This is a genomic window from Desulfovibrionales bacterium, assembly GCA_028715605.1.
Classification (GTDB): domain Bacteria; phylum Desulfobacterota; class QYQD01; order QYQD01; family QYQD01; genus QYQD01.
In genome coordinates, this window is the sequence record JAQURM010000003.1 from 196,785 (window position 1) to 223,220 (window position 26,436).

Sequence of the window (26,436 nt, forward strand, 5' to 3'; positions counted from 1 at the left end):
ATGATTAAGATATTTAACCAGTACTATCCCATCAGGAACGTCCTCTTTGTGGTTGGTGAGGGCGGCCTTATTTTTCTGTCCGTCATTCTGGCCGCTATGGTCCGCTTTGGAGGACTGGATGCCGGATGGCTGGGAGATAATCTGATCTGGAGCAAGATTTTTCTCATTACCCTGGTCTGCCAGGTCAGCCTCTATTACTTCGATCTTTATGATCTAAAAGTTACCGATACCTTTCTGGAACTGGGTATCCGCCTCCTCCATGCCCTTGGGGTGGCTTCTATCGGTCTCGCCGTAATCTATTATATATTCCCGCAGCTCATCATGGGGCGGGGCATTTTTTTTATTACCCTGGCCTTCCTGGTTCTTTTGGTCACTTCCTGGCGCTTTATATACAATTTAATATTGCGCAAGAATATGTTTGCGCAAAGGCTGTTACTGGTGGGAAACGGCAGGTTGGCCGCAGACATCTTAGCGGAGCTGGGAGAGAAACCGGATTCAGGTTATAAGATAGTGGGTTTGGTCCCGACGGCCAGGGGGGAGAGGACATCGCAAACAGAAATTCCTATTTTTGAGGATATCCGGGACTTAAAGAGGCTTGTCGAACAGGAAAAAGTTGACAAGATTGTGGTCTCTATGGACGAGAGAAGAGGCGCGCTTCCGGTTGCCGAGCTCCTGGATTGCCGGATGAACGGTACCCCGGTTATAGAAGGTGAGACCTTCTATGAGATATTGACGGGTAAGATCCTGGTAGAAAAGATTAATCCAAGCTGGCTCATATTTTCCGAGGGGTTTGAGAAGACGCCCCTGCATCGGGTGACGAAAAGGCTTGTGGGATTTGCCCTGGCATCGACCGGCCTGTTAATAACTGCGCCGGTTATATTGATTACCGCCATAGCCATTAAGCTTGATTCCAGAGGCCTGGTGTTTTTTAAGCAGGAGCGGATAGGTGAGAATGGCCGGATATTCAAGGTCTATAAGTTCAGGTCGATGAGAACAGATGCGGAGCTAAACAGCGGCCCGGTCTGGGCGCAAGAGGATGACCCGCGCATTACCCGGGTAGGCAGGATTATACGTAACCTGAGAATCGATGAAATACCCCAGATGTGGAATGTCCTTAAAGGAGATATGAGCTTTGTAGGGCCCCGTCCGGAGAGACCCCATTTTGTAAATGAATTAAGAAAAAGCGTGCCCTACTATGATCAAAGACACACAGTGAAGCCGGGGATAACCGGTTGGGCGCAGGTTCTCTATCCTTATGGGGCATCTGAGGATGATGCGTTACAAAAGTTGAAGTACGATCTTTATTATATCAAACACATGTCTGTGGTAATGGACTTGTTAATTGTGGTAAAGACTATTAAAATTGTGCTGTTCGGCCGGGGATCACGTTAGGTCCGGGGGAAGATGGAGAGGATAATTCCATGTGCGGAATAATAGGTTATGTGGGCCATAGAAGGGTGATACCGGTTCTCCTGGATGGCCTCAAGATGCTGGAGTACCGCGGCTATGATTCGGCGGGGATAGCTTATCTTAAGGATGGCAAGATAAAGGTCAGCCGGGCCGAGGGGAAACTGGAGAACCTGGACCTTAAACTAAACGGAAAGCGGGATGAGGCCAGTTTCACCGGTCTTGGCCATACGCGTTGGGCTACCCACGGTGTCCCCAATGAAAGGAACGCCCATCCGCATACGGACTGCAAGAACGAGCTGGTGGTAGTTCATAACGGCATCATTGAAAACTATTTCAGCCTGCGGGAGAACCTAAAGGCGGAAGGCCATGAATTCCGTTCAGACACAGATACCGAAGTCCTGGCCCATCTTATCGAGAAATATTTTGCAGGCGACCTGAGTGAGGCGGTGGCCCGGGCGGTGCGGGAGGTAGAGGGTTCTTATGCCCTGGCCGCGATGTGCGCTCAGGACGGAGTCCTGGTGGCGGCGCGTCACCAGAGCCCACTGGTATTGGGATTGGGCGAAGGGGAGTATTTCCTGGCCTCGGACATACCTGCCTTTTTGCGTTATACCAAGGATGTTATGTTCCTGGACGACGGTGAGATGGTTATCGTGCGCCGGGATGGGATACATGTAAAAAAGGCGGCTACCGGGGAAGAGGTAAAAAAGAAGGCGGAGAGGATAACCTGGGATGCGGCCATGGCCGAAAAATCCGGCTTCAAACACTTTATGCTCAAGGAGATCTACGAGCAGCCGCAGGCCATCTTAGATACCGTAAGGGGCAGGGTATCGGTAGAAGAGGGCGAGGCCTATCTTCCGGAGATAGACCTGCCGGAAAAAGAACTGAAGGATATCAGGCGCGTAATGCTGGTGGCCTGCGGGACCTCCTGGCATGCGGCCCTGCTGGCTAAATATTATCTGGAAAAATGGGTTGGCCTGCCCACCGAGGTGGATTTGGCCTCGGAGTTCAGGTATCGTTCCTTGCTTATAGATGGAGACACACTGACCATCCCCATCTCCCAATCCGGCGAGACCGCGGACACCCTGGCCGGACTCCGTATAGCCAAAGAAAAGGGCTCCAAAATTATATCCATCTGCAATGTAGTGGGGAGCACGGTCAGCCGGGAATCGCACGGGACGATATATACCCACGCCGGTCCGGAGATAGGCGTGGCCTCGACCAAGGCGTTTACCAGCCAGTTGACCGCCCTCTACCTCCTGACCATCTATCTGGGCCGGGTACGGGGGATTATCTCAAAGGAAAAGGCCCGGCTTATGATTAAGGACATCATAGACCTCCCCCCGCTGCTCGAAGATAATATCAAAAATATACATGCGGCGGTAAAGGAACTGGCCCTGGAATTCTACAAGAAGAGGGATTTCCTTTATCTGGGCCGCAATTATATGTTTCCCATTGCCCTGGAAGGCGCTTTAAAGCTCAAAGAAATATCCTACATCCACGCCGAGGGTTATGCGGCCGGCGAGATGAAGCACGGGCCTATCGCCTTGATCGATGAGGCCATGCCGGTAGTGGCCCTGGCCCCCTCTTCGCCGGTCTATGACAAGGTTTTAAGCAATATGCTGGAGGTCATGGCCAGGCGGGGGATAGTCATTGCCCTGGCCGATGAAGGGGATAAAAAGGTCACTGATATTGCCACACACACGCTGCTTCTCCCAAAGGTTTCCGAGGAGATGGCGCCCATCCTCTATACCGTACCCCTCCAACTCCTGGCTTATGAGATAGCCGTACTGAGAGGCTGTGATGTTGACCAGCCGCGCAACCTGGCCAAGAGTGTTACGGTGGAATAAGCCGAACCCCGGCGCTAACATTCAAGGCCAAAAATGCGATAGCATTTGCCGATTAATCCGTTTCCTTTTAGCCTGCTGTTGGGCGAAGCGGTGGCGTTATAATAATTTCACGAATTCCTCCACATTTAAACCAGCTTGCCGGATAATTGCCCGTAAGGTTCCTCTATCTAATTCTTTGTGGTCAGGGACAACCACCTGTGCAAATGGTTCATTTCTCCTTAAAATCATGTGGCTTCCTTCTTGCCGTTTGAAATAAAAACCTGCTTTTTCTAATGCCTTAACGCACTCCCGTCCAGAAACTTGTGACAGCTTGCTCATACAGCTACCAGCAATGTTTCAAACCGTTCTTTTGGCACAGAAAGTCCGTCTTCTTCTAATGCCTTGATATAGCCCTGAATTGCCTCTTTGATGTTGGCTATAGCCTCCTCCTTTGTCTTTCCTTGACTGATACAACCCGGAAGACTTGGACATTCAGCTACCCAGTAACCGTCTTCGCCTCGATAAATGATCACTTCTCTCATCTTCTTACCTCCATAACATAGCGCCACTGTTTCGTATATCGTTCAAGGCCAAAAGAAATGCGCTAGCATCTGGATGTTAATCTTTTGGCCTGTGCTATCTGCCGTTACGGGCAACAAGAAACTTATAAATTTATGGACGTTACACATCTCTTCTTTGTTGGCAGACAGGGATTTCCCTTTTATCCGCTTTTATCCGCTGTTGTCTTTGGATGCCGTAATGCTTGATGTTTTGCTATAAGCGCCCTAACTGTAGAGACTAACTGAACAGGGATTTCTATTATTGTTTGGGTCTTATCCTCATATGCGGCTTCATCCTCAGCCACGGCTTCTTCTTCGGTTTGTTTCTCGTAATGGGCAAGAATTCTCTTCACCTTCTTTTCATCCCATCCTTTCGGAAATCTACTTTTTTTCATTTCTTCTTTCGCCTCCTGCGCTTATAAGCTGTTAATGGTTTGCCGGTCAACTCAAAGGCTGTTATGACAAAAATACTTTCTGGCTCCGGGTCTGGAACATAAATTACCCTGAGATAACGTCCTGCACGGCTCTGACCCATAGCTATCCGTGAACCTTCTTTGCCATGGCGGTCTTCCCCTGGCTTTAATAAGACATCTTACACTTCGCCCTCAGATATATTGTGGTTATAGATATGGGGTAGACCTGTTTCTGGATCAATATAGTAACGAATATTCATAACTACAGAGCCTCTTGCAAAAGCCTCCATTCTGTCATTCCCGCAGCGATTCTGAGCGGGAATCTGGTTCTAACTGCTTGAAAAACCATATCCCCGATAGAGGCATTCGGGGATGACAAACAGTTTTGCAAGCGCCTCTACATCATAAACAAATTTTTGTTTTCAAGACAATGGTAGATAACGTTTCGAGTGATTGAGAAGGGCCGATCCTTTAGGTGTTGACCTCAAGCACTCTGCTATCTGCCGTTACAGGCAACAAGAAACTTATAAATTTATGGACGTCCCGCCCCTCCGTTTAGGCCATTTGGATGGTTATAACCGCCGCAAAGCCTGTTGTTGAAGTGGGGTGCATCCCTTTTAATTATGCAAAGTGAGCAACCGGAACTGGGCGCTTTTCCGCAAAACTCTTTTTGTGAAGCTTTATGCGCTCAATTTCGTGAAGCGTTTCCGCATCAAGGTAGCTCTCTCCGCAGTGAGGACAAGTTACCACAGGAACATTTTCTATGACCAAGATATCCTTGCCCTTACCGTAGGTCCTTGCAACCCGCCGGACACGCGCTCCCTCTTTTCCACAAATGTCACATATCATCTTTTTTGCCTCACTCATAGACGTATTATGGCACATACACCGTAATAATAACCAACTTGCCTGTTGGACTTAATTTAGCAATAATTTCAACCTTACCACCAGAAATAGTCTTTCCATTTATACGGTATTTCCACTCAGCAGTTTCTCTATCTTTTTGACGTTCCAGTATCTTTCCTGTAAGTATACCACTTTCAACGTCATAGATGGTCAAACAATCGTCGTCCATCTCCTCTTCTGCATGTAGCGTCATCACATATGCACGGTGGCGTATCTTTTCCCGCATCTCTTTCAATATTCGATTGAACATGGATGTTCCTAGTTATAGCCTTCTTTTGTTTTTATTTCCCGCACCCTATTTTGTATAACGTTTCGAGTGCTTGAGAGGGGCCAAGCCTTTGGGTGTTGACCTCAAGCACTCTGTTATCTGCCGTTGCGGGCAATAAGAAACTTATAAATTTAAGGGCGTCCCGCCTCTCCCGGTGCTTTTCCGAGCGACACCGACCACCCTGGATGAATTCACAACGCAGGAATTTTCCGATACCACTAAACCCGACTTTGCTAATTCCATCGAAAGTGCTTCCCATGTGAACTGCGCTTCGGGTGGGTGCTGCGTCAGAAGACGCATAATGGGTTTCATTGTAAGAGAAGAAAGAAGCTCCATAAAGAAAAACCGTCCCCCAGGTTTGAGAACTCGTGCTATTTCACTGATAGCTACGGAATTATCGGGAATATGATGAAGCGCTCCAAAATCGAAAACCGCATCAAAATGATTATCAGGAGATGATATTTTCGTTGCATCACCCGTGTATATATTTGCCTTATCTTGATACATACTTGATAAACGCTGTTTTGCTAAACAGACTTGGTCAGTGTCAAAATCGAAAGCTTCCACGCACGATGGACCAAATATATCAAAGATAATCTCCACACCTACGCCTCTACCACAACCAATTTCCAATACTCTGCCGCCTCTTACGTCGCCTCCTAGTTGCAACATAAGACGCGCTTCTTTCCGCTGGTTCATTGGACGAATGGGGCTGTTCATAATCAATTTCTCAAACCAATTGAGTTTCACATATGGTTCCTCCTTTTCTTTTGAACTGCAATGGCGCACAACGTTTGGCGGGTATCTGAAGTCTGAGCCGAAGGCGATTTGCGTGAGGGTGTAGCCCGAACCAGATACACGCTGTTATATGACGTTGCGATCATACTTCTTCAAACAAAATAATTAATGCTTTTTCTCCTTTGGCAACCTTACCCCTATGTCTGCATGCTTCCCCTTTGGGAATAAATAGCCCATCACCTGCTTTAAAATTTATCGGTGTTCCATTAAAATCTATCGAAATACCACCTTCTAGAACATAGCCTACGTGTCCTTTGGTGCACCAATCCTTCTCGATAAATTCCTCTGAAAATTCTACCAACCGTATTCTTTGATTACCTCTAATAAATGCCTTATATCGAACACCTGGTGCCAGGCTTTCCCAATTCATGTTTTGGAAATCAATCAAATAGTCCTTCATATTTCATCTCTCTGTTACAACGCAATGTCATATAACGGGCTGGCGGTTTGGCGGCAAAGCCGCTGTTCCAACCAAACGTGTTTGGGCTTCGGCAAGGCGAGAGAGTCGCTCGCGACGTCGCCTATCTCACGGTTTAGCGGCTTTGTCAAAATGCCCCTCCGGGGCACATCGCCAAACCGCTAGCCCGATAGGCAGGACCGGCAGGGCTTTTCACCAACCTTCCTAAAGCCTAATTCTTCGATTATTACTCCCTTCCCTAGCGGGAAGTATCCCGAAGCCTGCCGAGCGAGCGATGTCCTGCCTATCGTTTCGAGTGCTTGAGAAGGGCCGAGCCCTTGGGTGTTGACCTTAAGCGCTCTGTTATCTGCCTGCGGGCATAAGAAACTTATAAATTTATGGACGGCCCGCCCCTCCGTTCAGATTCAAATTGCCTTGCCTGAGCCTTGTGACGCGTTCAACGATGTTCTCTAGCACAGGAATTCGCCCCCCGTTTGCATAAACCTGCTTGACGAACATGGCAGCGCCTTCGATGTTCTTAAAGACAGAAGAGGGTTGATTGTATCCTAGCCCTTCTGCAATTTGTGTTCGGAGTTGATTGAAATTGTCCTGCCCCGTTGCACCTTCAAGTTCCGCCTCGAGTTTGTCATTGAATACAGCCCAAGTATCAAAGACGTCCGTTTGAGGGAAATCAGTCGGGGGAACACCGGCGAGCCTTTGTAACAAGTGATTGGTCCGAATTGCGGCATCACGTTTTTGCCCGTTGAGGCTTGAATCTGCGTCAAATATGAAAAAGGTTGGAATCTCAAGACCTCGGAAAACCACAACTGGCCGATCAATGTTGTTCTTCCCGCTAACTGGAACGATGGAGATTCCGAGGGCATCCCAGTTGAGCTTCTGAATCTCTTGCATTGTCCACAAAGCACCGACCTCAGAGTTGCCCTCGACAATGACAACTAAGTCTGAGAAGAAGCCCTCGTTCACGATCGTGGTCATTACCGGGGAGGCATGAGCTGCGAAAGAGATGTCCGTGAAATCATCGGGATTCTTTTGGCTGATCTCTGCTAGGCGTCTCGCTGCATCTTCGCGCGTATAGAAAGTTATCTTCGTTTGGAGCGTATTGGTACCCTCAACGGGCACTTTTCTGGCCAGTCTGATTTGGTCAAATCTCTGGAGGTCAACGAAGTATGGCGAATGCGTTCCATAGATGATCTGCGTTCTTGGATCGCTCTCCTGCTCAGGCTTCTTTGACAATTGGAGCATAACGCTGGAGAGGTATCTGCATCGTGAGGGATGGAGATATAGTTCTGGTTCCTCAATTGCCAGTATCAAGTCGGGTATTTTGCTGGGACCTGATGGAGCAAAAGAACTGGTCGACTCTGATTCCGTTTGTTCAGGAACTGTTTGTTCGGTTAGCGAGAGTTGATGCAGAAGGGCGAAGATGAGCGCCCGTTGAAGTCCGTGGCCACTGTAGTTGATCGGGCATTTGAAATTGTCCTCGACAAGGGAGGCAATTGCTGGAGGTAGAGATAGCTTTGGAGGGTCTACCTCACCAAAGGTAAGATCAAGTTCTGCACCTGGCGCGTATCTCTTCAGAACCTGGGTGATCAAAGAACCCAGAGATCGCAGTTCGGTGAGATTGTTTGCACTGTACACCTCTTTGACTCGTCTCTCAAACTCAGCATTGAGCTCACGGACGTCCGGTCTAGCATTGACGCTCCTCATTACCAAAACGTCTATAAGTTGGAGGATCACGCCCCGACGTTCTGCCTCTGAGGACGCATCCCTAACTGCGGGCACCAGAACGAATTTCGTGTACTTGTCGAGTTTGCCACCACCGATATTCCTTGGTCCGAAAAATTGAGTTTCCCTCGGAAATACCTGCAAGAATTCAGGATGGGCGGATTCGAAGGTAGCCATAGCATCTTCAACTGCTTGGGCAGAATTCGCTTTCTGATTCAAGTCTGCATACTTGTTGCTTGATACGAGATCATTGAATTCTTTCCGCTTTGGGGTAGCAGCGAGTTTCCTGATCTCTGCGAATTCTGGAAGCTGTCGTGAAGCAGAATAGTATCGCGCCCCCCCGCTATTGATTACCTTGGTAACAATGAGCCTGCCGGCAGTGATGTATGAAGAGAACTCTTCACGCTCATCCTGTTTGAAGTCACCATAGGTGACGCGAATCGTTATGTCGGATGCCGTGTCTTTGTCGAAGTAGTCATACTCCGTAATCTGTGCCGCGGTGTTGTAGAACACATCAAGGGCGTATAGCACGCTTGACTTGCCAGCGCCATTTCTTCCAAGGATGGCAAGAAGATTAGAGCTGCTGATATCGACTGATCTCAGGGATCGGAAATTGGTGGCCTCAATTCTCTGTATAATCATTGTGATAGATCTCCTTTGACCGTGCACGTTGTAAATGCCGTATAACGTTCAAGGCCAAAAGAAGTGCGATAGCATCTGGATGTTAATCTTTGGGCCTGTGCTATCTGTCGTTACGGGCAACAAGAAACTTATAAATTTAGGGATGTCCCTCCCATCCGTCCCGCCGGACGCGCCCCCTCTTTTCCACAAATCTCACATATCATCTTTTTTTGCCACCATATATTGTAAATATTCCATATTTATAGAAGCAATCAACATCCTTGAAACCAATAGATGTCAAAGCGTTTAGCTGTTCATTTAAAGTATCTGGCTTGTTGTCCGTGTTGTCTTTATATCTTTGGATAATATCATCATAAGTGCCTTCTATTCCCAGAATAGTTTTTCTTTCCGCAATCCATTCTTTCCATAGCGAAAGATACCAATGCTCAAGAGGTTCTGCGGGAGCAAGAATAACATCAATGTTTAGAAAATACCCGTCAACATTCAGATGAGAATAGATGGTTCTGAATAAAGCTATTTTCTCTTGCATGGACAAATGATGTATTGCCAGTGATGAGACTATAAAATTAAAGCTTTGGAGTGTAATTTTTTTATCCAGAATCTCCTGAAGGCTCGCTTTTAAAATATGAATATTTTTAAAACCTTTCAAACGTTCTGCCGCTTTATTCAGCATATCCTCTGAACCATCAATAAGGGTTGCTACTATTGAATCATCAATTCTCAAAAGTTCATGGATAACAATCCCATCTCCACATCCAAGGTCAAGGACATTACTCCCTGACTTGCTGGCGACAAAATGTTTATAAAAAGACTTTAAAATCTCAAATAGTCTTCTCCGCTCTACAATATAAACATCCGCGCTATCCCTGTATTCTTGCGTGAACTCTGCTTTTGCCCATTGAGATTTGCTGAATTCTGTCATAATTTCTCTCTTTTTCCCATACGAGATATTTCAGATAACCTTTTGAGTGCCTGAGAAGGGCTGAGCCTTTGGGTGTTGACCTCAAGCGCTCTGTTATCCGTCGTCTCTCCTCTATTCCGACGCAGGATGTTCAGCAACGTTTAAAACTTCATTCTGTATAGCCGAATATATGGCGCCATACCAATCTATATAATCACCGATCTTATCTTCTATGATTTTCAACTCCGATTCCGAAAGTTCTCTCCCAAGCTCTTCATCTGCTACATTCTGGACATCTTCAATATTTATGGAATAAATATCTTTCGAGGTATCGAGCACACATCCCCCCTTCTACGCAGTATCACTGCATGATTCCGATTTCTCGTTCAAATATCTTGTAACTCAAATTTCTCCTATTTCTGTCTTTTCATTGGGCACGGCATTTTCAGATAACGGGCTGGCGGTTTGGACGTCAGTCTTTTCCGCTCGTAGATGCGCCATGGCGTGCGTTGTTATCTGAAGGCCGCAATCATGCTTTATCATAAGCAGCAAGGAAATCATCTCTTGAAATTCCTGCTTGAGTACAAATAGTACGAAGAGTGGAGGCCTTTATCTTCGGATGGTTAGGCATAGTCAAAGGGGTTTTGGACCCGTCGGGATTTATCCTTTCCATCGAAATATGTTCTTTTTCTCGAACGATTTGGAACCCTAAAATCTCAAGCGATTTTATTACCCTCTGTTTTGGAGCATCAACCGGAAATTTCGGCATTAGATTTACACCCCAGCTTCTGCAACAAATGCCTCAAGGATCGGCGGTTCAATATCGAGCACGTCTTCCCCAAAAGTTTCGATATGGAAACGGATTGCTGATTTGACATCAGCGAGGGCTTCTTCATATGTATCCCCTTGCCCGACCACAACCCCCTTTAGTCCCAGTGGGTAAGCCACGTAGCCGTCGGGATGTTTTTCTACGATAATCTTATATTGTCTCATGTCATCGGCCTCCTTTTCTAACTAATAATACCATATTCCTTTAAACGGCGGCTTTCGTTCAAGGCCAAAAGAAGTGCGATAGCATCTGGATATTAATCTTTTGGCCTGTGTTATCCTCTGTTGTGGACAACAAGAAACTTATAAATTTATGGACGTCCCGCATTTCCTCTCCCACCCATTCAAAGCTATCCGGAGATATTCAAGATCACTCTTTTCAAACTCCTCTTCGTGTTCCATAACTATCTCTCCCGCCCATCGTATAGTAAAAAATGTCAGTTTAATGTCTTTCTTTTTTGTGGGCGATGACAAAATACTTTATAAGTTTATAGGCGTTCCTGCTCTCCGTTCCTTGCCTTTCACACGTAGTGCTTAAAAGGCAGTACCCCGGATTCAACATCTCGTCCTGCTGTAAGTACATCTCCTATGCGATCTGCAAAACGAAGGGTAACTGGTAGGCCTTCTCCGAAAAGACAGGTGTTGTAATTTAGCTTTGTCAAGGCCAAGATGTCTCTGCACACGGTCTGTATTTGGGGTGAACCTCTGGTTATCTCTATTTCCAAAGGATTGGGTGTTTCTAATCCAAGCTGGGTTTGAATTCGTGGTATGTAGCCCTTAGTCCACAAGTACGCCTTTGCGTCTCCGAGAATCAAGGCGGTACCCCTTGGCACAGAATACTCGAAGTCCCGGTAGAGTTTCATAACTCTATTCTCTCTAATGCGTACTCCTACCAGTCGCGTCTTGCCTTCAGCTGCATCAACAAAGCCGTTCCATTCTTCGTCATCGAAATTGGTTTTAGCATGGATGAAGACCTCTTTTGGGAAGATTCCCGCGGGATCTCTCTCCTTGAATGAATCAATCGACTGTCGGAGAAGGTCATGCGCATCCACTCTACGAATATGAAACTCCTTTGTGGCGGGATTATACCATGGCCCAACATTTCCCCGAAAGACAACACCGTCTCCAGAATCAAGGAACATTTGTGCTGCACAACAGGCGTTCCTATCGGAGTCTTCTGTATGTGTCTTCTTATAAACCAGGCCGAGATAGCAAACTCCATTCCTCACATCCCCCAAACGCCAAGGGAGCCCACCGGCTTTATAATAAAGGGTTGTAGAGATGTTCCATGCCTTCGCCGTATCGAATTTTCTTTCTGCTGCGATTCGCCTCTTATCTTCCCAGATTTCGTCGTATGCAACTGTGCTGGCGCGCACTACCTGTGTAACGACCTTCTCGCCTAGTAGTTTTGCCTTTAGTTGATTATGGAAATTGATCTCGAAATCATATGCTTCGCGCAGCTCATTTAGGTAGTCAAAAAGAAAAACTTGGCCCGCCTGTCTTTCACTTTTGCTCAAGCCAAGCTTAATATTGTTACGGGATGCTGGGACTCGTGATTTCGGTCTACCATACGTATAGATTTCATCCGGGATCACGACAAACCACACATTAACGGGCATTTCCTCCTGCTTCTGGTATCTAATTAATCGGTCTGTATAGAGGTTGGAAAGGTTATGCACTCTTTGATGTCCGTCGGTATACCGAAGGAACTCAGCGATTTTGTCTTGGGGAACATCAAGTTCTGGTAGGTTCGCAAAGTTGACGGATACGCCGTATGCGGCTTCCAGACCAGGGAAGAACGGGCGCGCGACTTCACCGTCGCCATATATAGGCTTGTGCAAGCGTCGCAGATAGCTCTTGAGAAACGCACGGCAAGAGTGTGGCCCTATTATACCTACATTTAGTTGGCCACGAATCTTCTCCCTTGTGTAGGGCCCGAAGAGCATTATCCCATCGCGTGGGTCGGTTAGCTTCTGACCAAAACCAAAGGTGAGACGCGGCTCGGCGATGTGCAGCAAATAGAACCCCTTCGGTTGGATAGAGGGCTTCACGCTAGTCTGAATTGTCGTCCTCCTCATAACATACGCTCAAGATGTCGAATCGATCTTTACTCTTCGGCTCAAAATAGCCGAAATCTGACCAGTACATAACTGGGAGGGGCTGCATTTGAAGAAGGAATGAATTGTTCAGCCCGATATTGATGTCACCATCGCTGTCCCGCAGGCTGTGCAAGAAACTCAGTTGCATATCGCGCCATTCGGCGTTAAATAATCGTTTTCCTTTTGCTCTGCGATGAGTATGCATTTTGTCCTTATCGTCCCATGCTTTGAAACCATCGGTAGTGAAAATTATGTGTGATTTGAGGCTGAAACTGAGCAACGGTGTGAAGATGGGCTTGCAAGAAACGGCGTAATGCCAATAGCCGAGGTCTAGATACTTTCCATAGACGCTTTTGCGTTTCTTTTGGTTTAGCTTTCGGAAGGGATACTCAAATTTGGCGAAACCCTTGACCAGGCTTGCGGGTGTCTGGTAGTAAGCTTGGCTCTTGTCTGCTAGCCCGTACCAATACATCTTCCGTTGCTTCATCAAGAGGTGAAATACTCTGGCCAGCAATGATTTTAGGTGGTTTGCATAATCCCTTGGTGTAGGAAATGATTCGTTGTCCCCAATGACGTCGGCAACTACAGCTGCCGTATCACACACGAATCGACCCCTGAGCCTCGCGGTATAGGTCTGGTTGTCAATTTCGTAAGCGAGGGGTATCTCATCTGAAAAAGTAGAGAGAACATTAGAGACTTTTGCTATGGGGAAGGGTGTAGGGCAGTTATAAACAGCGCGAGCTTCTTCCTCCGTCTCAAACTGGTAAAGGTAGAACCTTTCCGGAACAGCAGGAATCGGCCAGAGATTTGTGTAGTACAGTTCTGATTTATAGATAATCCCAGACTTGGTGGTGTACTGGTTCTCATACCAAGCTGCAAATTTCGATGAATCTGACTCGCCGGAGCGGTGAACCTTGTCCTTATCGAGTTTCTCTGTAAGCTGATCGAGTCCCTCTGCCCAGTTACCATAAAAAGGGATGTGATTAATACGGTTAGCACCAATGAAGAGATTGTACGCTGAACCGTCAATATTCATGAGGATTATGAAATCCTCCAACCCATTTTGCTCGCTGACACTTTCGGCTAAGCTCAGCTCTTTCTCAATACCGTCCCGCAGGCGGCCAGGCTCACCGTTTATGCAGATATGCCCAGAGTAAACGAGTAGTATCTTGACAGCTTTATGTCTGATAGTATGGTCGATTTTCTGCCAGAACTTTTCTCCCCCAAGCAGAGCTTTCTTATCAACCCATGTAGCATAACCAAGGGCCTTGAGTCTCGACGCAAGCCAAATAGCGAAACTATTATCCTCTGGAGTTACATGACTTATGAATATTGTATCTCTATTTGTCATGGTTGTCTCGCCGCTGTTTTTTGGTCATTGAAAAAGGGTGGGCATCTATCTGTTTCTACTACCAAAAGCCCAGCCAGAATTTTGCCTAACGTTTCCGCTGCAAAAGAAGCCCGAAGGGTTTGGACGTCAGTCTTTTGCAACGTGTTATGCGTCGCCGCTAATGTCATCATAAATTCAAGGTTTTTAATTTTGGAAAAATTGACCTATCGGTCACCCACTTAAAGATAAGAGATTCTATGCCCAATTGTTTCAACTTAGACTCCAGCGTTTTATCGACCTGTTCAGGAATTACAAGGATTAATCGTGGACGAACGGTTAAACTAATGCTGTTTAATAGCAATTGACCTACAGCAGAATACATGCTTGTTGTTGATGTATCTGTCTTAACTTCGAAAATCGCGGTTATTTTGCGATTTGAATCGATAATATATATATCGCGATTCTTATCATTTCTTACGGTCAGACCGAGTTCTTCGAGAACAGATGACAAATTGTTTACGATCAAACCATGATCACATTCTGCTTCTATAATTCTTGAAGTTTTGTATTGCCTTTTCTTCCCTGAGAACTCTTCTTTAAATTCATCCGAATCAGCTGGGCTAATTGGTTGCGATGACGGAATTGATGAGAGAGATTTTATCCTATTGACCTCAAATACAAACTGTCTCACTTGATTAACAAAGCGTGGTGACTTCAATGCACTGATAAGTGCTACCTCAGTGTCAAATCCATTATCTTCAACAATTTCCCATCGACCTCTATATTGGTCTTCAAATAACGATTTTCCTATCCCCTTTTTGCCGCCACCTATCTTGCCACGGTGAGCTACAAAGATGTCTCCAGTGGAATCCGTGAGAAAAGCTCCACCAATTCTTCTATTGATTCCATTGACAGGAAAATTTATTTCACATGTTATCGGAATCATATCGCCTTCTTCAGGCTCACCAACTCCAAACAGATTGATATGCCTGCCTGATCTTTTGAAAGAGCATACCCAAATTCCCAACTTGGCTAGCCATGATACCTTGCTTTTGAAATTGCCCCCAGGGTATCCAATCTTGACATTAATTTTTTTATCAACGATATTAAAAAAATGTGTCAAAAAGATTTTCTGAGCATTATCTATATCATGTTTTTTGTTTAAAACTTTTAACATTTACCCCTCTCTGGTTTAGCGGTGACGCATAACTCGTTCATAAACGAAATACTTCGCTTTTTGTCCTGTTTTGTAATAATAGACAAAGAATTTCGTTTACCCCAACTCTGGCTGAAGGCTCAAGGCTTACTGCTTTGAGTACGACCCTCATATCTTCGCTATATCTATCGGAATTGTCAAACTATTTCTCAATGCACGGAGGGCGTTTGTTATCAATGGTCTGGACATTTCAGCAAATTCGGCATAATTATTACAATGGTATTTAGATACATGAATTCGATAAAGCCACAGATTACGCAGATTACACAGATTTTTATGAGTTATTGTGTTAAATTCCCCGAAGCCTCACGATAACGTCAAAGTGGCGCTCATTTTAATGATATAATGAGGTAACTTCCGCAATCCAAAAATCCCTCCTAACCTCCCTTTTCCAAAGGGAGGAACTGTTGCTCCCCCTTTGGAAAAGGGGGATACAGGGGGATTTTGAGGTGAGAATACATGCTGCCACATGAGTACCAAAAGAGATTTTATCGGGCCTGGGTCAGTGCTCCGGGGCTGGTCTCGTTCCAGGTGCAGGTCAAGGAGACCGATCTGCACATCCAGGCGGAGAGCCCTTTAATCAGCGAGACCGAAGAACTGGTCCTGTCTTATCGTCACCAGATAGAATCCTATATCGCCAAGCATCCGGATTTCCTTACCTCTCTGGTTCCTGTTCCCCAGGATGTACTGGCCCCGCCTATCGTGCGGGAGATGATAGAGGCCGGGCAGCAGGCCGGTGTCGGCCCTATGGCGGCGGTGGCGGGGGCGATTGCCGAAAAAGCAGGCCGGGATTTGTTGAAAGAACAGAAGACCGGGGAGATTATCGTGGAAAACGGCGGGGATATCTTTGTCGCTACCCGGAGTGATGCCCGGATAGGCATTTTTGCCGGGAGTTCTCCTTTGAGCGGCAAGGTGGGCATAGCCATCTCTGCCGGTCAGATGCCTACAGGCGTCTGCACTTCTTCCGGTACGGTCGGCCATTCCCTAAGTTTCGGCAAGACCGATGCCGTTACCGTGGTGGCCGGATGCACGGCCCTGGCCGATGCGGTAGCTACGGCGGTGGGGAACGTGGTTAAGGGAAAAAGAGATATAGACTCCGGGCTGTCTCTGGCTAAAGATATAGGAGAAATATCCGGCGTGGTAATAATTGTGGGAGACAAGATCGGGGCCTGGGGGGATATAGAGTTGATATCCCTGGAGTGATAGGGCGTGGCTTGTTTTTTAGCGGAAAATACGGTAATAGATTTAGCCACAGAGGACACAGAGAAAGACTAAAAATTTCAAAAATGTATCAGCTTAGCTGTTGAACATGCATAGCGAGCGCATTCCTCGGTGCTTGCAGCGGGGAGCTTCAAAAAGTATTTTAAAATCCCTCCCAACCTCCCTTTTCCAAAGGGAGGAGAAACACTTCCCCCTTTGAAAAAGGGGGATTAAGGGGGATTTTTGAGGCGCCATTTTCTGGGCGACAAGCTCTTTTCAAACAGCTAACGTGTTAAAAATATTTTTCTCTGTGTCCTCTGTGGCAAATTTTGATGCCCTATGATTAACAAAATCACCCCCATGATCCAGCAGTACCTGGAGATAAAACAGAATTACCAGGATGCCATCCTTTTCTATCGTATGGGCGATTTTTATGAGATGTTTTTTGATGATGCCCTGAAGGCGTCGAAGCTCCTGGACATCGCCCTCACCAGCCGCAACAAAAACGCAGAGGAAAAGGTCCCCATGTGCGGCGTCCCTTATCATGCCGCCTCAGGCTATATCAACCGGCTTATCTCCCAGGGCCTTAAGGTGGCCGTCTGTGAGCAGAAGGACGGGGAAGAGACCAAGGGCCTGGTCAAACGGGAAGTGGTTCGTATGGTTACCCCCGGCCTGGTCATTGACGGAGACATGCTTGAGGATAAGGTTAATAACTTTATCGCCTCTGTCTATCCCGGAGGAAAGAAAACCGGCCTGGCTTCACTCGATATTTCCACCGGTGATTTTCGCCTGATGGAATCTGATGACGTTAATTCTATCGAGGATGAGATAGCGCGTCTGAATCCCGCGGAGATAGTTGTGGCCGACGGGATGGAAGGAGAGGGAGAATATTCGTTTCTGGAGGGCTTCCGGAGGGGAAAGGCCTTCACTGCTCGTGATGACGCCTCCTTCGCGCCGGAGGCCGCCCGCGAGTGTCTGCTCAGACATTTCAAGGTCGTCTCGCTGGAGGGATTCGGCTGCGAGAACATGCAGGCCGGGATTCAGGCCGCCGGAGCGCTTCTTCAGTATGTACAGGAGACACAGAAGGCAGGTCTGGACCATATCCAGAGGCCCACGCCCCATTTTACCGGCGACTACCTGATTATCGATGACACCACGCGACGGAACCTGGAACTCACCCAAAAGGCGCATGGACCGGGGGCAGGCGGAAGGCGGGGCTCTCTCCTCGACACCCTGGACATTACCATGACCTCCATGGGCGGTCGCATGCTGCGCCGCTGGATGGATTATCCGCTAAGAAACCTTCGCGGGTTACAGGCGCGCCTGGAGGCGGTTTCCGTGCTTAAGGACCATCATTCGGCCAGGCGTGAAATCCGGGCTATCCTTGATGAGTTCTACGACCTGGAACGGCTAAACGGCCGCATCGTCCTGGGGAATGCCACGCCGCGTGACCTTCTGGCCCTGAAGAGTTCCCTCCTGCGACTGCCTGATCTCATAGCCCTGATACCCTCCGGGACCAGCGACCTTCTCAAGGAGATGGCCGGAGGCCTTGACCCTCTCAGCGATATGGCCCGGATCGTTGAGGACGCCATAAGGGAGGACGCGCCCCTTGGCCTGCGGGAAGGGGGCATAATAAAGGAAGGTTATGCAGCGGCCCTGGATGAACTTATTTCCATACAGCGGGATGGGAAGGACTGGATTGCCAGACTGGAGGCGACGGAACGGGTCAGGACGGGCATATCCAATCTCCGCGTGGGATTTAACCGCGTCTTCGGCTACTACATTGAAGTGACAAAAAGCAACCTTTCCTCTGTCCCCGGCGATTATATCCGCAAGCAGACCCTGGTCAACGCAGAACGCTTTATAACCCCTGAGCTCAAGGATTATGAAGAAAAGGTGCTCACGGCCGGAGAGAAAAGGACTGACCTGGAATACCGCATCTTTCAGGAGATTCGCCTGCGGGTGGCCGCAGAGACCACGCGCATACAGAAGACCGCCCGTCTCACGGCCCAACTCGACGTCCTGGCCTCTTTTGCCGAAAGCGCAGACCGTCATGGATATGTATGCCCCAAGGTTAATGACAGCGATGCCATCTTGATCCGCGACGGCCGGCATCCGGTCGTCGAACGCACCTTGAAGGGACAGCGATTTGTACCGAACTCGGTACTCATGGACAATGACCAGAACCAGATGCTGATTATTACCGGCCCCAATATGGCGGGTAAATCCACTATCCTGCGGCAGGCAGCCCTGATTGTCCTTATGGCCCATATGGGGAGCTTTGTCCCGGCTGAGGAGGCCTCGATCGGCCTGGTGGATCGTATTTTCAGCCGGGTGGGGGCCATGGATGATCTGGCCCGCGGGCAGAGCACGTTTATGGTCGAGATGATGGAAACGGCCAATATATTAAACAATGCCACAGGAAAAAGCCTGGTCATAATGGATGAGATAGGCCGCGGCACCAGTACGTTCGACGGGTTGAGCATTGCCTGGGCGGTGGCGGAGTATCTGCTGGATAAGGGAGAAAAAGGGGCCCGGACTCTGTTCGCCACGCATTATCACGAACTGGCGGAACTGGCCCATAGCTATAAGAATGTCAAAAATTACAATGTCTCAGTAAAGGAGTGGAACGAGGAGATAATATTTTTGCATCGGCTGGTTCCGGGGAGTATGAACTACAGTTACGGGATCCAGGTGGCCCGGCTGGCCGGCCTGCCGGAAGATGTGGTCAGACGGGCCAAGGAGATATTAAAGAAGATCGAGGGTAATGAGTTCGGGACTGCGGTGAAGAGGATGCCGGATAAGGGCCCGGTCCAGTTGGGTCTGTTCAGCGCTGACGTGAGCAGGATTCTTCGTATGTTGAAGGACATCGATATCGCGTCCCTTACGCCGCTGGATGCCCTGAATCTCCTTAATGAGCTCCAGAGACAGATAAAGTAACTTAAAAAAATTGTAACACGTTAGGTGTTTGAAACCGTCCTACATTCAGAAAAGGCTATTAATCTGGAACTCAGAAAATCAGGAAAAGATAGACCCTCTTTATTTGGGTTTGTACTTCCCTGAGTTCCTGATTTCCAGATTTGATATGTTTCTTTGCACTTTTTATCATCCATTTTCAAAACGCTAAATTATTACAAAAATTTGATTAGAGGCCGATCTTAATAAGTAATGGGTAGGGACATAAAAAAGTATCACTTAAGTTATATCGTCTGCTGGTCTTTGCTCTTGTGTCTCTTTATACCGGCCGGAGGGATTAGCCCGGCATCTTCCTGGGCCCTTTCGTCTCAGGATGCATACGTAAGGGCGGAACGGGATTACACGGGCTTTAAGTCCTCGCCCCGCACCAAATATCGCCAGTTCTGGCTGGAACATATCGATAAATTCAAAAAAATATATTCGAATGAACCCGAGGGCCCGGTGGCGCCTGAATGCCTCTATATGATGGCCGGTATATACCGGGAGCTTTACCGTTATTCCGGAAGACAGGGAGACCTCTCTGCGTCTATCGATATGTATGAGAGGCTGTGTAAACGCTTCCCGAAAAGCCCCCGGGCTAAAGAGGCCGGGGCTTCGTTGGCTAAGATCGGCAGGCCTGAGGATAATGCTCCGGCTGGAGAGGCGGCGGCCGGCGCCAAGGCCGAAGAACGGCCGAAGCTTGAGAGAACACCGGTGAGCAAAGGGCTGCACGAGGTAAAAGACATTCGAGCCTGGTCCACCTCCGATTACACGCGTGTGGTCATCGACGCGGAAGACCAGGCGCCGTTCAAGGAACATCTGCTGAAAAAAGACCCTGATATCAAAAAGCCAAAGCGGCTTTATATTGATATCTTCCAGAGCCGCCTGGGTCCCAACCTGCGGGATCCGATCCCGGTCATGGACGGCCTGCTCCGCTATGTGCGCGCCGGCCAGTATAAGAAGGATACCGTAAGGGTAGTCCTGGATATCGAATCGCTTAAAAAATATAAGGTCTTTTACCTGCTGAATCCCTTCCGCATCGTTATCGACATCATCGGCGGGCGGGCGGAGAAGGGAAAAGAGAAAGACCTCGGACAGTTGACGCTTACCCAGCAGTTGGGTCTGGGTGTGCGGAGGATAGTCCTGGACCCCGGACACGGGGGTAAAGACTGCGGGGCTATAGGAATCAACGGGCTGAAGGAAAAGGATATCGTCCTTAAAGTCACCAGGAAGGTCAAACAGAAGATCGAGGAACGGCTGCAATGCAGTGTTATCTTAACCCGGGACAAGGACGCATTTTTGCCGCTGGAAGAACGCACTGCCATCGCCAATACCAAAAAAGGCGATCTCTTTGTCTCTGTTCATGCCAATTCCGCGCCTAACGCGGAGGCCCGGGGTATTGAGACCTACTTTTTGAATCTGGCCTCGGATGAGGATGCCATGCGTGTCGCTGCCCGTGAAAATGCCACTTCTACAAAGAATATAAGCGACCTTCAGAAGATATTAAATGACCTTATGCTGAACTGTAAGATCAATGAATCATGCCGGTTGGCAGAGTACGTGCAGGACTGCCTGGTAAGCGGCCTTACCAAGCGATATGAGCAGGTTAATAATCTGGGGGTAAAACAGGCCCCCTTCTTTGTCCTTATCGGCGCGCAGATGCCCTCTGTTCTGGTGGAAATATCATTTCTCAGCCACCCCCAGGAGGCGGATCGCCTGAAGGATGAAGGATACCTTAATGACATAGCCGAACACCTGGCCGACGGGATTCAAAAGTATGTCCGGGATACGGAGACGGCCTATCTGTCTGTTCCGCCCGGTCGCACACACACAGGCCTCAGGTCTGAGGCCCCTTCAACAAAAAGGCGCTGATAAACGGGTCCAGATCACCATTTAGCACCGCGTCAACATTGCCTATCTCCAGATTTGTCCGGTGATCCTTAATCAGGCGGTAGGGTTGCAGGATATACGATCTTATCTGGTTGCCCCAGGCGATTTCCTTCTTTTCGTCATGTATATCCTGTTTTTTCTTGTCCTGTATGGCCTTTTCCCGCTCATAAAGGCGCGCCCTCAGGATCTTCATGGCCGTGGCCTTATTCTTATGCTGGGAGCGCTCATTCTGGCACTGCACCACGATACCCGTCGGGATATGGGTGATACGGACGGCCGAACTGGTCTTGTTGACATGCTGGCCGCCGGCGCCGCTGGCCCGGTATGTGTCTATCCGCAAATCAGCCTCGTTTATATCGACGGTGATGGTCTCATCCAGTTCCGGCAATACGGAAACAGAGGCAAAGGAGGTATGTCTTCTCCCGCTGGCATCAAAGGGCGATATGCGCACCAGCCGGTGCACGCCTATTTCGGCCTTCAGGTAGCCGTAGGCATAGGGTCCGGCCACGGTAAACGTAATATTTTTCACCCCGGCCTCGTCGCCCGGCAGGATATCGATAACAGTAAGCCGGTAACCCTTGCTTTGGGTCCACATAGTGTACATCCGGAGGAGCATCTGGGTCCAGTCTTGCGCCTCAGTGCCTCCCGCCCCGGCATTAATGGACATTATGGCATTACTGCGGTCATGTTCGCCGCACAGCATCCGGTTAAACTCGGCCTGTTCTATAGCCCTTTCCAGGGATAAAAGTTTTTTTTCGGACTCCCGGGCGGTTTCTCTATCATCCTCTTCTATAGCCAGTTCCAGGAGAACCTCAGTCTCTTCCAGGTCTTCCGCGCTGGCACGCCACTCGCCGATCTCTGCCTGGATGGCGGCCCTTTCCTTGAGGATGGCGGCAGCCGTGGCCGAGTCCTCCCAGAAATTATTTTTGGCCATGATCTTATCCAGTTCCCGGAGCCGCTCTGTCTTATTGTCTAGATCAAAGATGACCTCGTAACTGGTCCAGTTTGGCCTTTAAGTCCGCGATCCTGCTTTTAAGTTCCATTGACATGATTAAACCTCCATCCTGTGTAGAAAATTACCATTATACCGAAAATAAAGCAAATGACAGGGAAAAATTCCCCCCATTGATTGTAAACCGTCTTTTCAGAGACAAGGACTATTTCCTCCCTCAAAAAGGCCGGTGTAAAGAGCGAAGTGGTCTGGGTGATTTCGCCGGTGGGCCGGACAAATAGGCTGATGCCGGTGTTGGCAGCCCTGGCCAGGCTGATGCGGTTCTCCACGGCCCGAAAGACGGCCATGGACATATGCTGGTATGGGGCGCTGGAACGTCCAAACCAGGCGTCGTTGGTGATGTTTACCAGCAGGTTGGCCCCGTTGCGGACCTGCTGCCTGGCCAGTTCCGGGAAGATGCTCTCAAAGCAGATCAGGATACCTATGCGCATCCGGGCTGCGGCAAGGGGTTTTAGAGAGCGGCCGGGGGTAAAATCGCCTACGGAGGCCACCAGTTTTCCGATAAAGGGTAAAAGCGGCCGGGCCGGCACGTATTCACCAAAGGGCACCAGGCGGACCTTATCGTATCGATGTATGGCGCCTTCATTGGCCGACAGGAGATAGGCGCTATTGAGGTACAGGGGTTTTCCATCCTCTGCTTTGGCGTAGGCCGGCGCGCCGAAAAGGAGGTTTGTTTTTAAATCGCCGGTAAGCCGCAGGATAGTATCGCTCAGTGGGCCGCCGTCCTGGAAATAGAATGGGGCCGCGGTCTCCGGCCATATGAGAATATCCGTGTCGAACCCCCTGGCAGCCTCCCGGCTCAGGCCGTCGTATATATTTATGGTTTCTCTCTGCCAGAGGGGGCTCCACTTAAGGTCCTGTTTTATACTCCCCTGGACAACAGCGGCCCGAATCCTGGGAGCGGTCTTTATCTTTTCCTCGATGTCCTGTAATCGATAAAAGCCATAACCCCAGTAAACCAGGCTGACGGCCAGAAGGACCGGTATGTATAATTTAAACGCCCTGGCCCGATTTTGTCCGGCCTGCCGGCTATAAATAAGGCTGGCCAGCACGGCGTTTACCAGTACGATATAAAACGAGAGCCCATAATTTCCCAGGATGTCGCAGATCTGTATAACGTGCAGGTTGGTATATTGGGTGTAGCTGATGTTTTCCCATGGAAAGCCGGTAAGGAGTTTGGCCCGCAGATACTCTAAAGAGACCCACAGGACAGGCGCAGTAAAGATTATGCCCAGCCCGGCTTTTTTAGTAACAGCAATAAGGCAGGCAAAGGCTGCGGTGTAAAGGGAGAGGTAGATAACCAGGAGAAGGAGGATGGCCACACTGACAGTGACGGGAAGATTGCCATAATTATACATTACTCCGGCTACCCAGTAGAGGAGTCCGGAATAATGCACCAGGCCAAAGATGAGGCCGGAGAGAAAGGCGCGTCTCGGGCTGCCGCCGTCTATGGCGATAAGAAAAGGGATAAGGGCAATCCAGGCCAGGGCCGCCGCGCCGATTTTGGGAAAGCTCAAGGTAAGGAGGAGGCCGGAAAGGACGGGTAAAAAGAACTGTCTTGGAGAAAAAGAGGTATTTGAGATGGATCTTGCCATGCAGTTATCCCGTGATTACGCGTTATATCCGTTCACCGTTATCAGTTCACTGTTATCCGTGAGAAGCGCGAAAAAGGTTTTTTTCGGTGAACGGCGAACGGTCAACGGTGAACGGTTTCATTACGGGGAGTCGGCCATTTCTTCTTGTTTGCTGAGAAGGGTTCTGGTTATTTTGACCTTATCGATCTTGCGTTCGTTTGCGGATTCAATCTCCATCCTTAAGGGGCCGAAAGAGATTTCTTCACCCGCGGCCGGTACGCGGCCGACAAGGTTTATTATGAAACCTCCCACCGATTGATATTTGCCCTCTGGAATCTCCACATCGAAGCGCTGTTCGATCTTCTCTATGTCTATCTTGGCATCTACTGATATGGTATTTTTATCCACTTCCTCAAATATCTTCTCAGATATGTCGTATTCATCCTGGATTTCACCCACGATCTCTTCCAGAATATCTTCTATAGTAAGGAGACCGGCGGTGGCGCCATATTCGTCTATAACAATAGCCATGTGGGATTTTTTGGCCTTAAATTCCTTTAATAACTCTTCAACCCGCCTGGTTTCCGGGATGAAGTAGGCCGGACGCAATATATCTTTCAGGTCGTTTTTTCCCCCGGTTTTTCCCCAGAATTTCAAGATGTCCTTGGCATGGACGATTCCCATAATATGGTCAAAATCTCCTTCATAAACAGGGATACGCGTGTGTCCCTCTTCGATTATTGTCCGGACGAGGGCATCCAGGGGGGTGTTAATCGGCAGACAGAGCATATCGGTACGCGGGATCATTATGTCGAGGGCTGTCGTGTTTTTGAGCTTTAGAATCCGCCCGATCATCTTTCTTTCTTCTTCGCTGAACAGGCCCTGCTTTTTGCCGGCATCTACCAGGTGGCGGATATCCTTCAGGATATCTTCGATATCCCCGGGCTCTTCTCCTTTTTTGAAAAGGGTGAGCAGTTTGTCTAAAAAACCCTTATCCTCTTGATCCAAACCTATAAGTTCCTTTTTATTATAACTAGTCAGCCACTAAGACACAAAAACGCTAAGATTATATAATAATTCTGTGGTAGCGGTAAGATTTATGTCCATTCTTCGTGTCTTAGTGACTTCGTGGCTGAATGGTTTTTGCTTTCAGTGCCCGATATAGTTTAACAATTTATAGATAAGCTTGGCGGCCAGGAAGTCCGGGGCCACATTGCCCGGCTGAGGTGAAAGCTCAACGACGTCAAAGGCCAGAACATGCTTTTCCCGGGCAATATGCCGCAGAAGGAAGAGTAGATCGTACCAGCCCAGACCTCCCGGTTCAGGGGTGCCTACGGCCGGCATGATGGACGGGTCCAGGACATCGAGGTCTATAGTTATATAGACCTCGGGCAATAACCGGGTCAATAATTCCTGTAAGACCGCCTCTCGATCGGCCAGCACCGCGGGGGCATAAAATGGTTTAAGCCCGCTTCCCTTTATAAATACGGCCTCTTCACGGCTGAGAGAGCGTATCCCCACCTGTTCAATGGGATTATAGTCCATGGCCCGGCGCATAATACAGGCATGGCTAAAGGGGGTGTTTTGATAGGAATTTCTCAAATCGGCATGGGCGTCGAATTGTAATATGGAAAAAGATGGCTTATAGTCAAAAGCGGCTTTTATGGCTCCCAGGCTGACCGAGTGTTCGCCGCCAAGGACTACGACCGTTTTTCCCTGTTGCAGGAGTGGCAGGCAGGCTTCGTGGACAGCCTCTATCATGGCTTCGGGCGAGGAGGCGATAGGTTCCATCTCGCCTAATGTGGCAATGCCGGCTTCGCTTACGTCCTGATCAGTTTCTTCGTCGTAAAGCTCTAAAAAACGCGAGGCATTAATAATGGCCAGGGGCCCTTCGCGGGTGCCGCTCCGAAACGACGTGGTGCCGTCATAAGGAACCGGCACAATTACTGTTTTTGAGGATTCTAAGCGCGTTTTAGCGTCTTCTAATCCGCCGAAGTTAAAGCCGGTCATCTCCTTAAATGCTTATCTGCATCCTCTCATCACGCATAAAGTTTTCTACCTTGCGGATGATTTTCGGGAACTCCAGACCCCGTTCCAGATTCCTTATTTCTATCTTTTCAAGGCTAAACAATCTCTTGACATCTTCTATGGCCTTTTGTCCATTAAATTCCTTGCAGGAGAAGATATCCAGACTGAGATACCGTTTTTCCGGGAAGGTATGAATACTTATATGGCTTTCTGCAATGAGGACAAACCCCGAGATTCCCCAGTCCTCCGGCCTTACGCCGGAGTAACGGAATACATAGGGCGGCATTATCTTGGTCATCTCGATTTCTGCCGGATAGTTACTCAAAAAATCGTAGATATAGTTTATGTCCGTCAACTTATCCTGGTCAGAACCATATCCGTCCACCATCAGATGTTGTCCAAAGCCAAATTCTATATTTTCCAATTTGCATTACCTCCCC

The 26,436-nt window shown here is 48.5% G+C and carries 25 protein-coding genes; 5 read left to right on the forward strand and 20 right to left on the reverse strand.

What is annotated here, in order from left to right:
• On the forward strand, window positions 1-1,392 hold the full coding sequence (locus tag PHT49_05485; protein MDD5451329.1) for a TIGR03013 family PEP-CTERM/XrtA system glycosyltransferase: 1,392 nt from the start codon (window positions 1-3) through the stop codon (window positions 1,390-1,392).
• 29 nt (window positions 1,393-1,421) lie between these two features.
• Window positions 1,422-3,257, forward strand: coding sequence for a glutamine--fructose-6-phosphate transaminase (isomerizing) (glmS, locus tag PHT49_05490; GenBank protein ID MDD5451330.1), 1,836 nt, complete (start codon window positions 1,422-1,424; stop codon window positions 3,255-3,257).
• Window positions 3,258-3,353: 96 nt separating this feature from the next.
• Here glmS and PHT49_05495 read toward each other — a convergent pair whose 3' ends face one another.
• The 15 genes from PHT49_05495 to PHT49_05565 all read right to left on the reverse strand — a co-directional run bounded on the left by PHT49_05495 (window position 3,354) and on the right by PHT49_05565 (window position 15,298).
• The gene (locus PHT49_05495; protein ID MDD5451331.1) at window positions 3,354-3,575 is read right to left on the reverse strand and encodes a type II toxin-antitoxin system HicA family toxin; all 222 of its coding nucleotides are present in this window, start codon (window positions 3,573-3,575) and stop codon (window positions 3,354-3,356) included.
• Window positions 3,572-3,778: a type II toxin-antitoxin system HicB family antitoxin gene (locus PHT49_05500; protein MDD5451332.1), complete on the reverse strand. Its 207-nt coding sequence runs from the start codon at window positions 3,776-3,778 to the stop codon at window positions 3,572-3,574. The genes PHT49_05495 and PHT49_05500 overlap by 4 nt, the downstream gene beginning before the upstream one ends.
• Before the next feature lie 179 nt (window positions 3,779-3,957).
• Complete coding sequence (locus PHT49_05505; protein ID MDD5451333.1) at window positions 3,958-4,191, reverse strand: hypothetical protein; 234 nt, start codon at window positions 4,189-4,191, stop codon at window positions 3,958-3,960.
• 639 nt (window positions 4,192-4,830) lie between these two features.
• A complete protein-coding gene (locus tag PHT49_05510) occupies window positions 4,831-5,076 on the reverse strand; it encodes a type II toxin-antitoxin system MqsA family antitoxin (GenBank protein ID MDD5451334.1) in 246 nt (81 codons plus the stop codon).
• A 7-nt stretch (window positions 5,077-5,083) separates the two neighbouring features.
• Entirely contained in the window at window positions 5,084-5,365 is a 282-nt protein-coding gene (locus PHT49_05515; protein ID MDD5451335.1) for a DUF4258 domain-containing protein, read from the reverse strand.
• 141 nt (window positions 5,366-5,506) lie between these two features.
• A complete protein-coding gene (locus PHT49_05520; protein MDD5451336.1) occupies window positions 5,507-6,133 on the reverse strand; it encodes a class I SAM-dependent methyltransferase in 627 nt (208 codons plus the stop codon).
• Between the two features lie 130 nt (window positions 6,134-6,263).
• On the reverse strand, window positions 6,264-6,581 hold the full coding sequence (locus tag PHT49_05525) for a cupin domain-containing protein (GenBank protein ID MDD5451337.1): 318 nt from the start codon (window positions 6,579-6,581) through the stop codon (window positions 6,264-6,266).
• Window positions 6,582-6,974: 393 nt separating this feature from the next.
• Entirely contained in the window at window positions 6,975-8,963 is a 1,989-nt protein-coding gene (locus PHT49_05530; protein ID MDD5451338.1) for an AAA family ATPase, read from the reverse strand.
• Window positions 8,964-9,162: 199 nt separating this feature from the next.
• Window positions 9,163-9,885: a class I SAM-dependent methyltransferase gene (locus PHT49_05535; protein MDD5451339.1), complete on the reverse strand. Its 723-nt coding sequence runs from the start codon at window positions 9,883-9,885 to the stop codon at window positions 9,163-9,165.
• 111 nt (window positions 9,886-9,996) lie between these two features.
• Window positions 9,997-10,203, reverse strand: a complete 207-nt coding sequence (locus PHT49_05540; GenBank protein MDD5451340.1) for a hypothetical protein — start codon at window positions 10,201-10,203, stop codon at window positions 9,997-9,999.
• Window positions 10,204-10,393: 190 nt separating this feature from the next.
• Window positions 10,394-10,633 (reverse strand): type II toxin-antitoxin system HicA family toxin, encoded by a 240-nt coding sequence (locus PHT49_05545; protein MDD5451341.1) that lies wholly within the window; start codon window positions 10,631-10,633, stop codon window positions 10,394-10,396.
• Window positions 10,634-10,638: 5 nt separating this feature from the next.
• The gene (locus PHT49_05550) at window positions 10,639-10,857 is read right to left on the reverse strand and encodes a type II toxin-antitoxin system HicB family antitoxin (GenBank protein MDD5451342.1); all 219 of its coding nucleotides are present in this window, start codon (window positions 10,855-10,857) and stop codon (window positions 10,639-10,641) included.
• 356 nt (window positions 10,858-11,213) lie between these two features.
• Window positions 11,214-12,710, reverse strand: a complete 1,497-nt coding sequence (locus PHT49_05555; GenBank protein ID MDD5451343.1) for a hypothetical protein — start codon at window positions 12,708-12,710, stop codon at window positions 11,214-11,216.
• Between the two features lie 34 nt (window positions 12,711-12,744).
• Window positions 12,745-14,142 (reverse strand): toll/interleukin-1 receptor domain-containing protein, encoded by a 1,398-nt coding sequence (locus PHT49_05560; GenBank protein ID MDD5451344.1) that lies wholly within the window; start codon window positions 14,140-14,142, stop codon window positions 12,745-12,747.
• Window positions 14,143-14,308: 166 nt separating this feature from the next.
• Window positions 14,309-15,298, reverse strand: a complete 990-nt coding sequence (locus tag PHT49_05565; protein MDD5451345.1) for a hypothetical protein — start codon at window positions 15,296-15,298, stop codon at window positions 14,309-14,311.
• Between the two features lie 498 nt (window positions 15,299-15,796).
• On the opposite strand from PHT49_05565, the gene PHT49_05570 reads away from it, so the two are divergent.
• The 3 genes from PHT49_05570 to PHT49_05580 all read left to right on the forward strand — a co-directional run bounded on the left by PHT49_05570 (window position 15,797) and on the right by PHT49_05580 (window position 21,364).
• Window positions 15,797-16,540, forward strand: a complete 744-nt coding sequence (locus PHT49_05570; protein ID MDD5451346.1) for a UPF0280 family protein — start codon at window positions 15,797-15,799, stop codon at window positions 16,538-16,540.
• Window positions 16,541-16,876: 336 nt separating this feature from the next.
• Window positions 16,877-19,477, forward strand: coding sequence for a DNA mismatch repair protein MutS (gene mutS, locus PHT49_05575; protein ID MDD5451347.1), 2,601 nt, complete (start codon window positions 16,877-16,879; stop codon window positions 19,475-19,477).
• A gap of 228 nt (window positions 19,478-19,705) precedes the next feature.
• Window positions 19,706-21,364: an N-acetylmuramoyl-L-alanine amidase gene (locus tag PHT49_05580; protein MDD5451348.1), complete on the forward strand. Its 1,659-nt coding sequence runs from the start codon at window positions 19,706-19,708 to the stop codon at window positions 21,362-21,364.
• On the opposite strand, the gene prfB is transcribed toward PHT49_05580, so the two are convergent.
• From prfB to speD, 5 genes are all read right to left on the reverse strand, one after another.
• Window positions 21,330-22,431 (reverse strand): peptide chain release factor 2 gene (gene prfB, locus PHT49_05585; protein MDD5451349.1). Its coding sequence is split into 2 segments (ribosomal slippage): window positions 21,330-22,361 and window positions 22,363-22,431, totalling 1,101 coding nucleotides; the frame shifts between segments, so codons are not numbered across the junction. The two genes, PHT49_05580 and prfB, sit on opposite strands and share 35 nt — an antisense overlap.
• A complete protein-coding gene (lnt, locus tag PHT49_05590) occupies window positions 22,415-23,989 on the reverse strand; it encodes an apolipoprotein N-acyltransferase (GenBank protein ID MDD5451350.1) in 1,575 nt (524 codons plus the stop codon). Before lnt ends, prfB begins: the two co-directional genes overlap by 17 nt.
• Before the next feature lie 120 nt (window positions 23,990-24,109).
• The gene (locus tag PHT49_05595; GenBank protein MDD5451351.1) at window positions 24,110-24,976 is read right to left on the reverse strand and encodes a hemolysin family protein; all 867 of its coding nucleotides are present in this window, start codon (window positions 24,974-24,976) and stop codon (window positions 24,110-24,112) included.
• 141 nt (window positions 24,977-25,117) lie between these two features.
• The gene (gene speB / locus PHT49_05600; GenBank protein ID MDD5451352.1) at window positions 25,118-25,978 is read right to left on the reverse strand and encodes an agmatinase; all 861 of its coding nucleotides are present in this window, start codon (window positions 25,976-25,978) and stop codon (window positions 25,118-25,120) included.
• A 4-nt stretch (window positions 25,979-25,982) separates the two neighbouring features.
• A complete protein-coding gene (gene speD, locus PHT49_05605) occupies window positions 25,983-26,420 on the reverse strand; it encodes an adenosylmethionine decarboxylase (protein ID MDD5451353.1) in 438 nt (145 codons plus the stop codon).
• Between the last annotated feature and the right edge of the window lie 16 nt (window positions 26,421-26,436).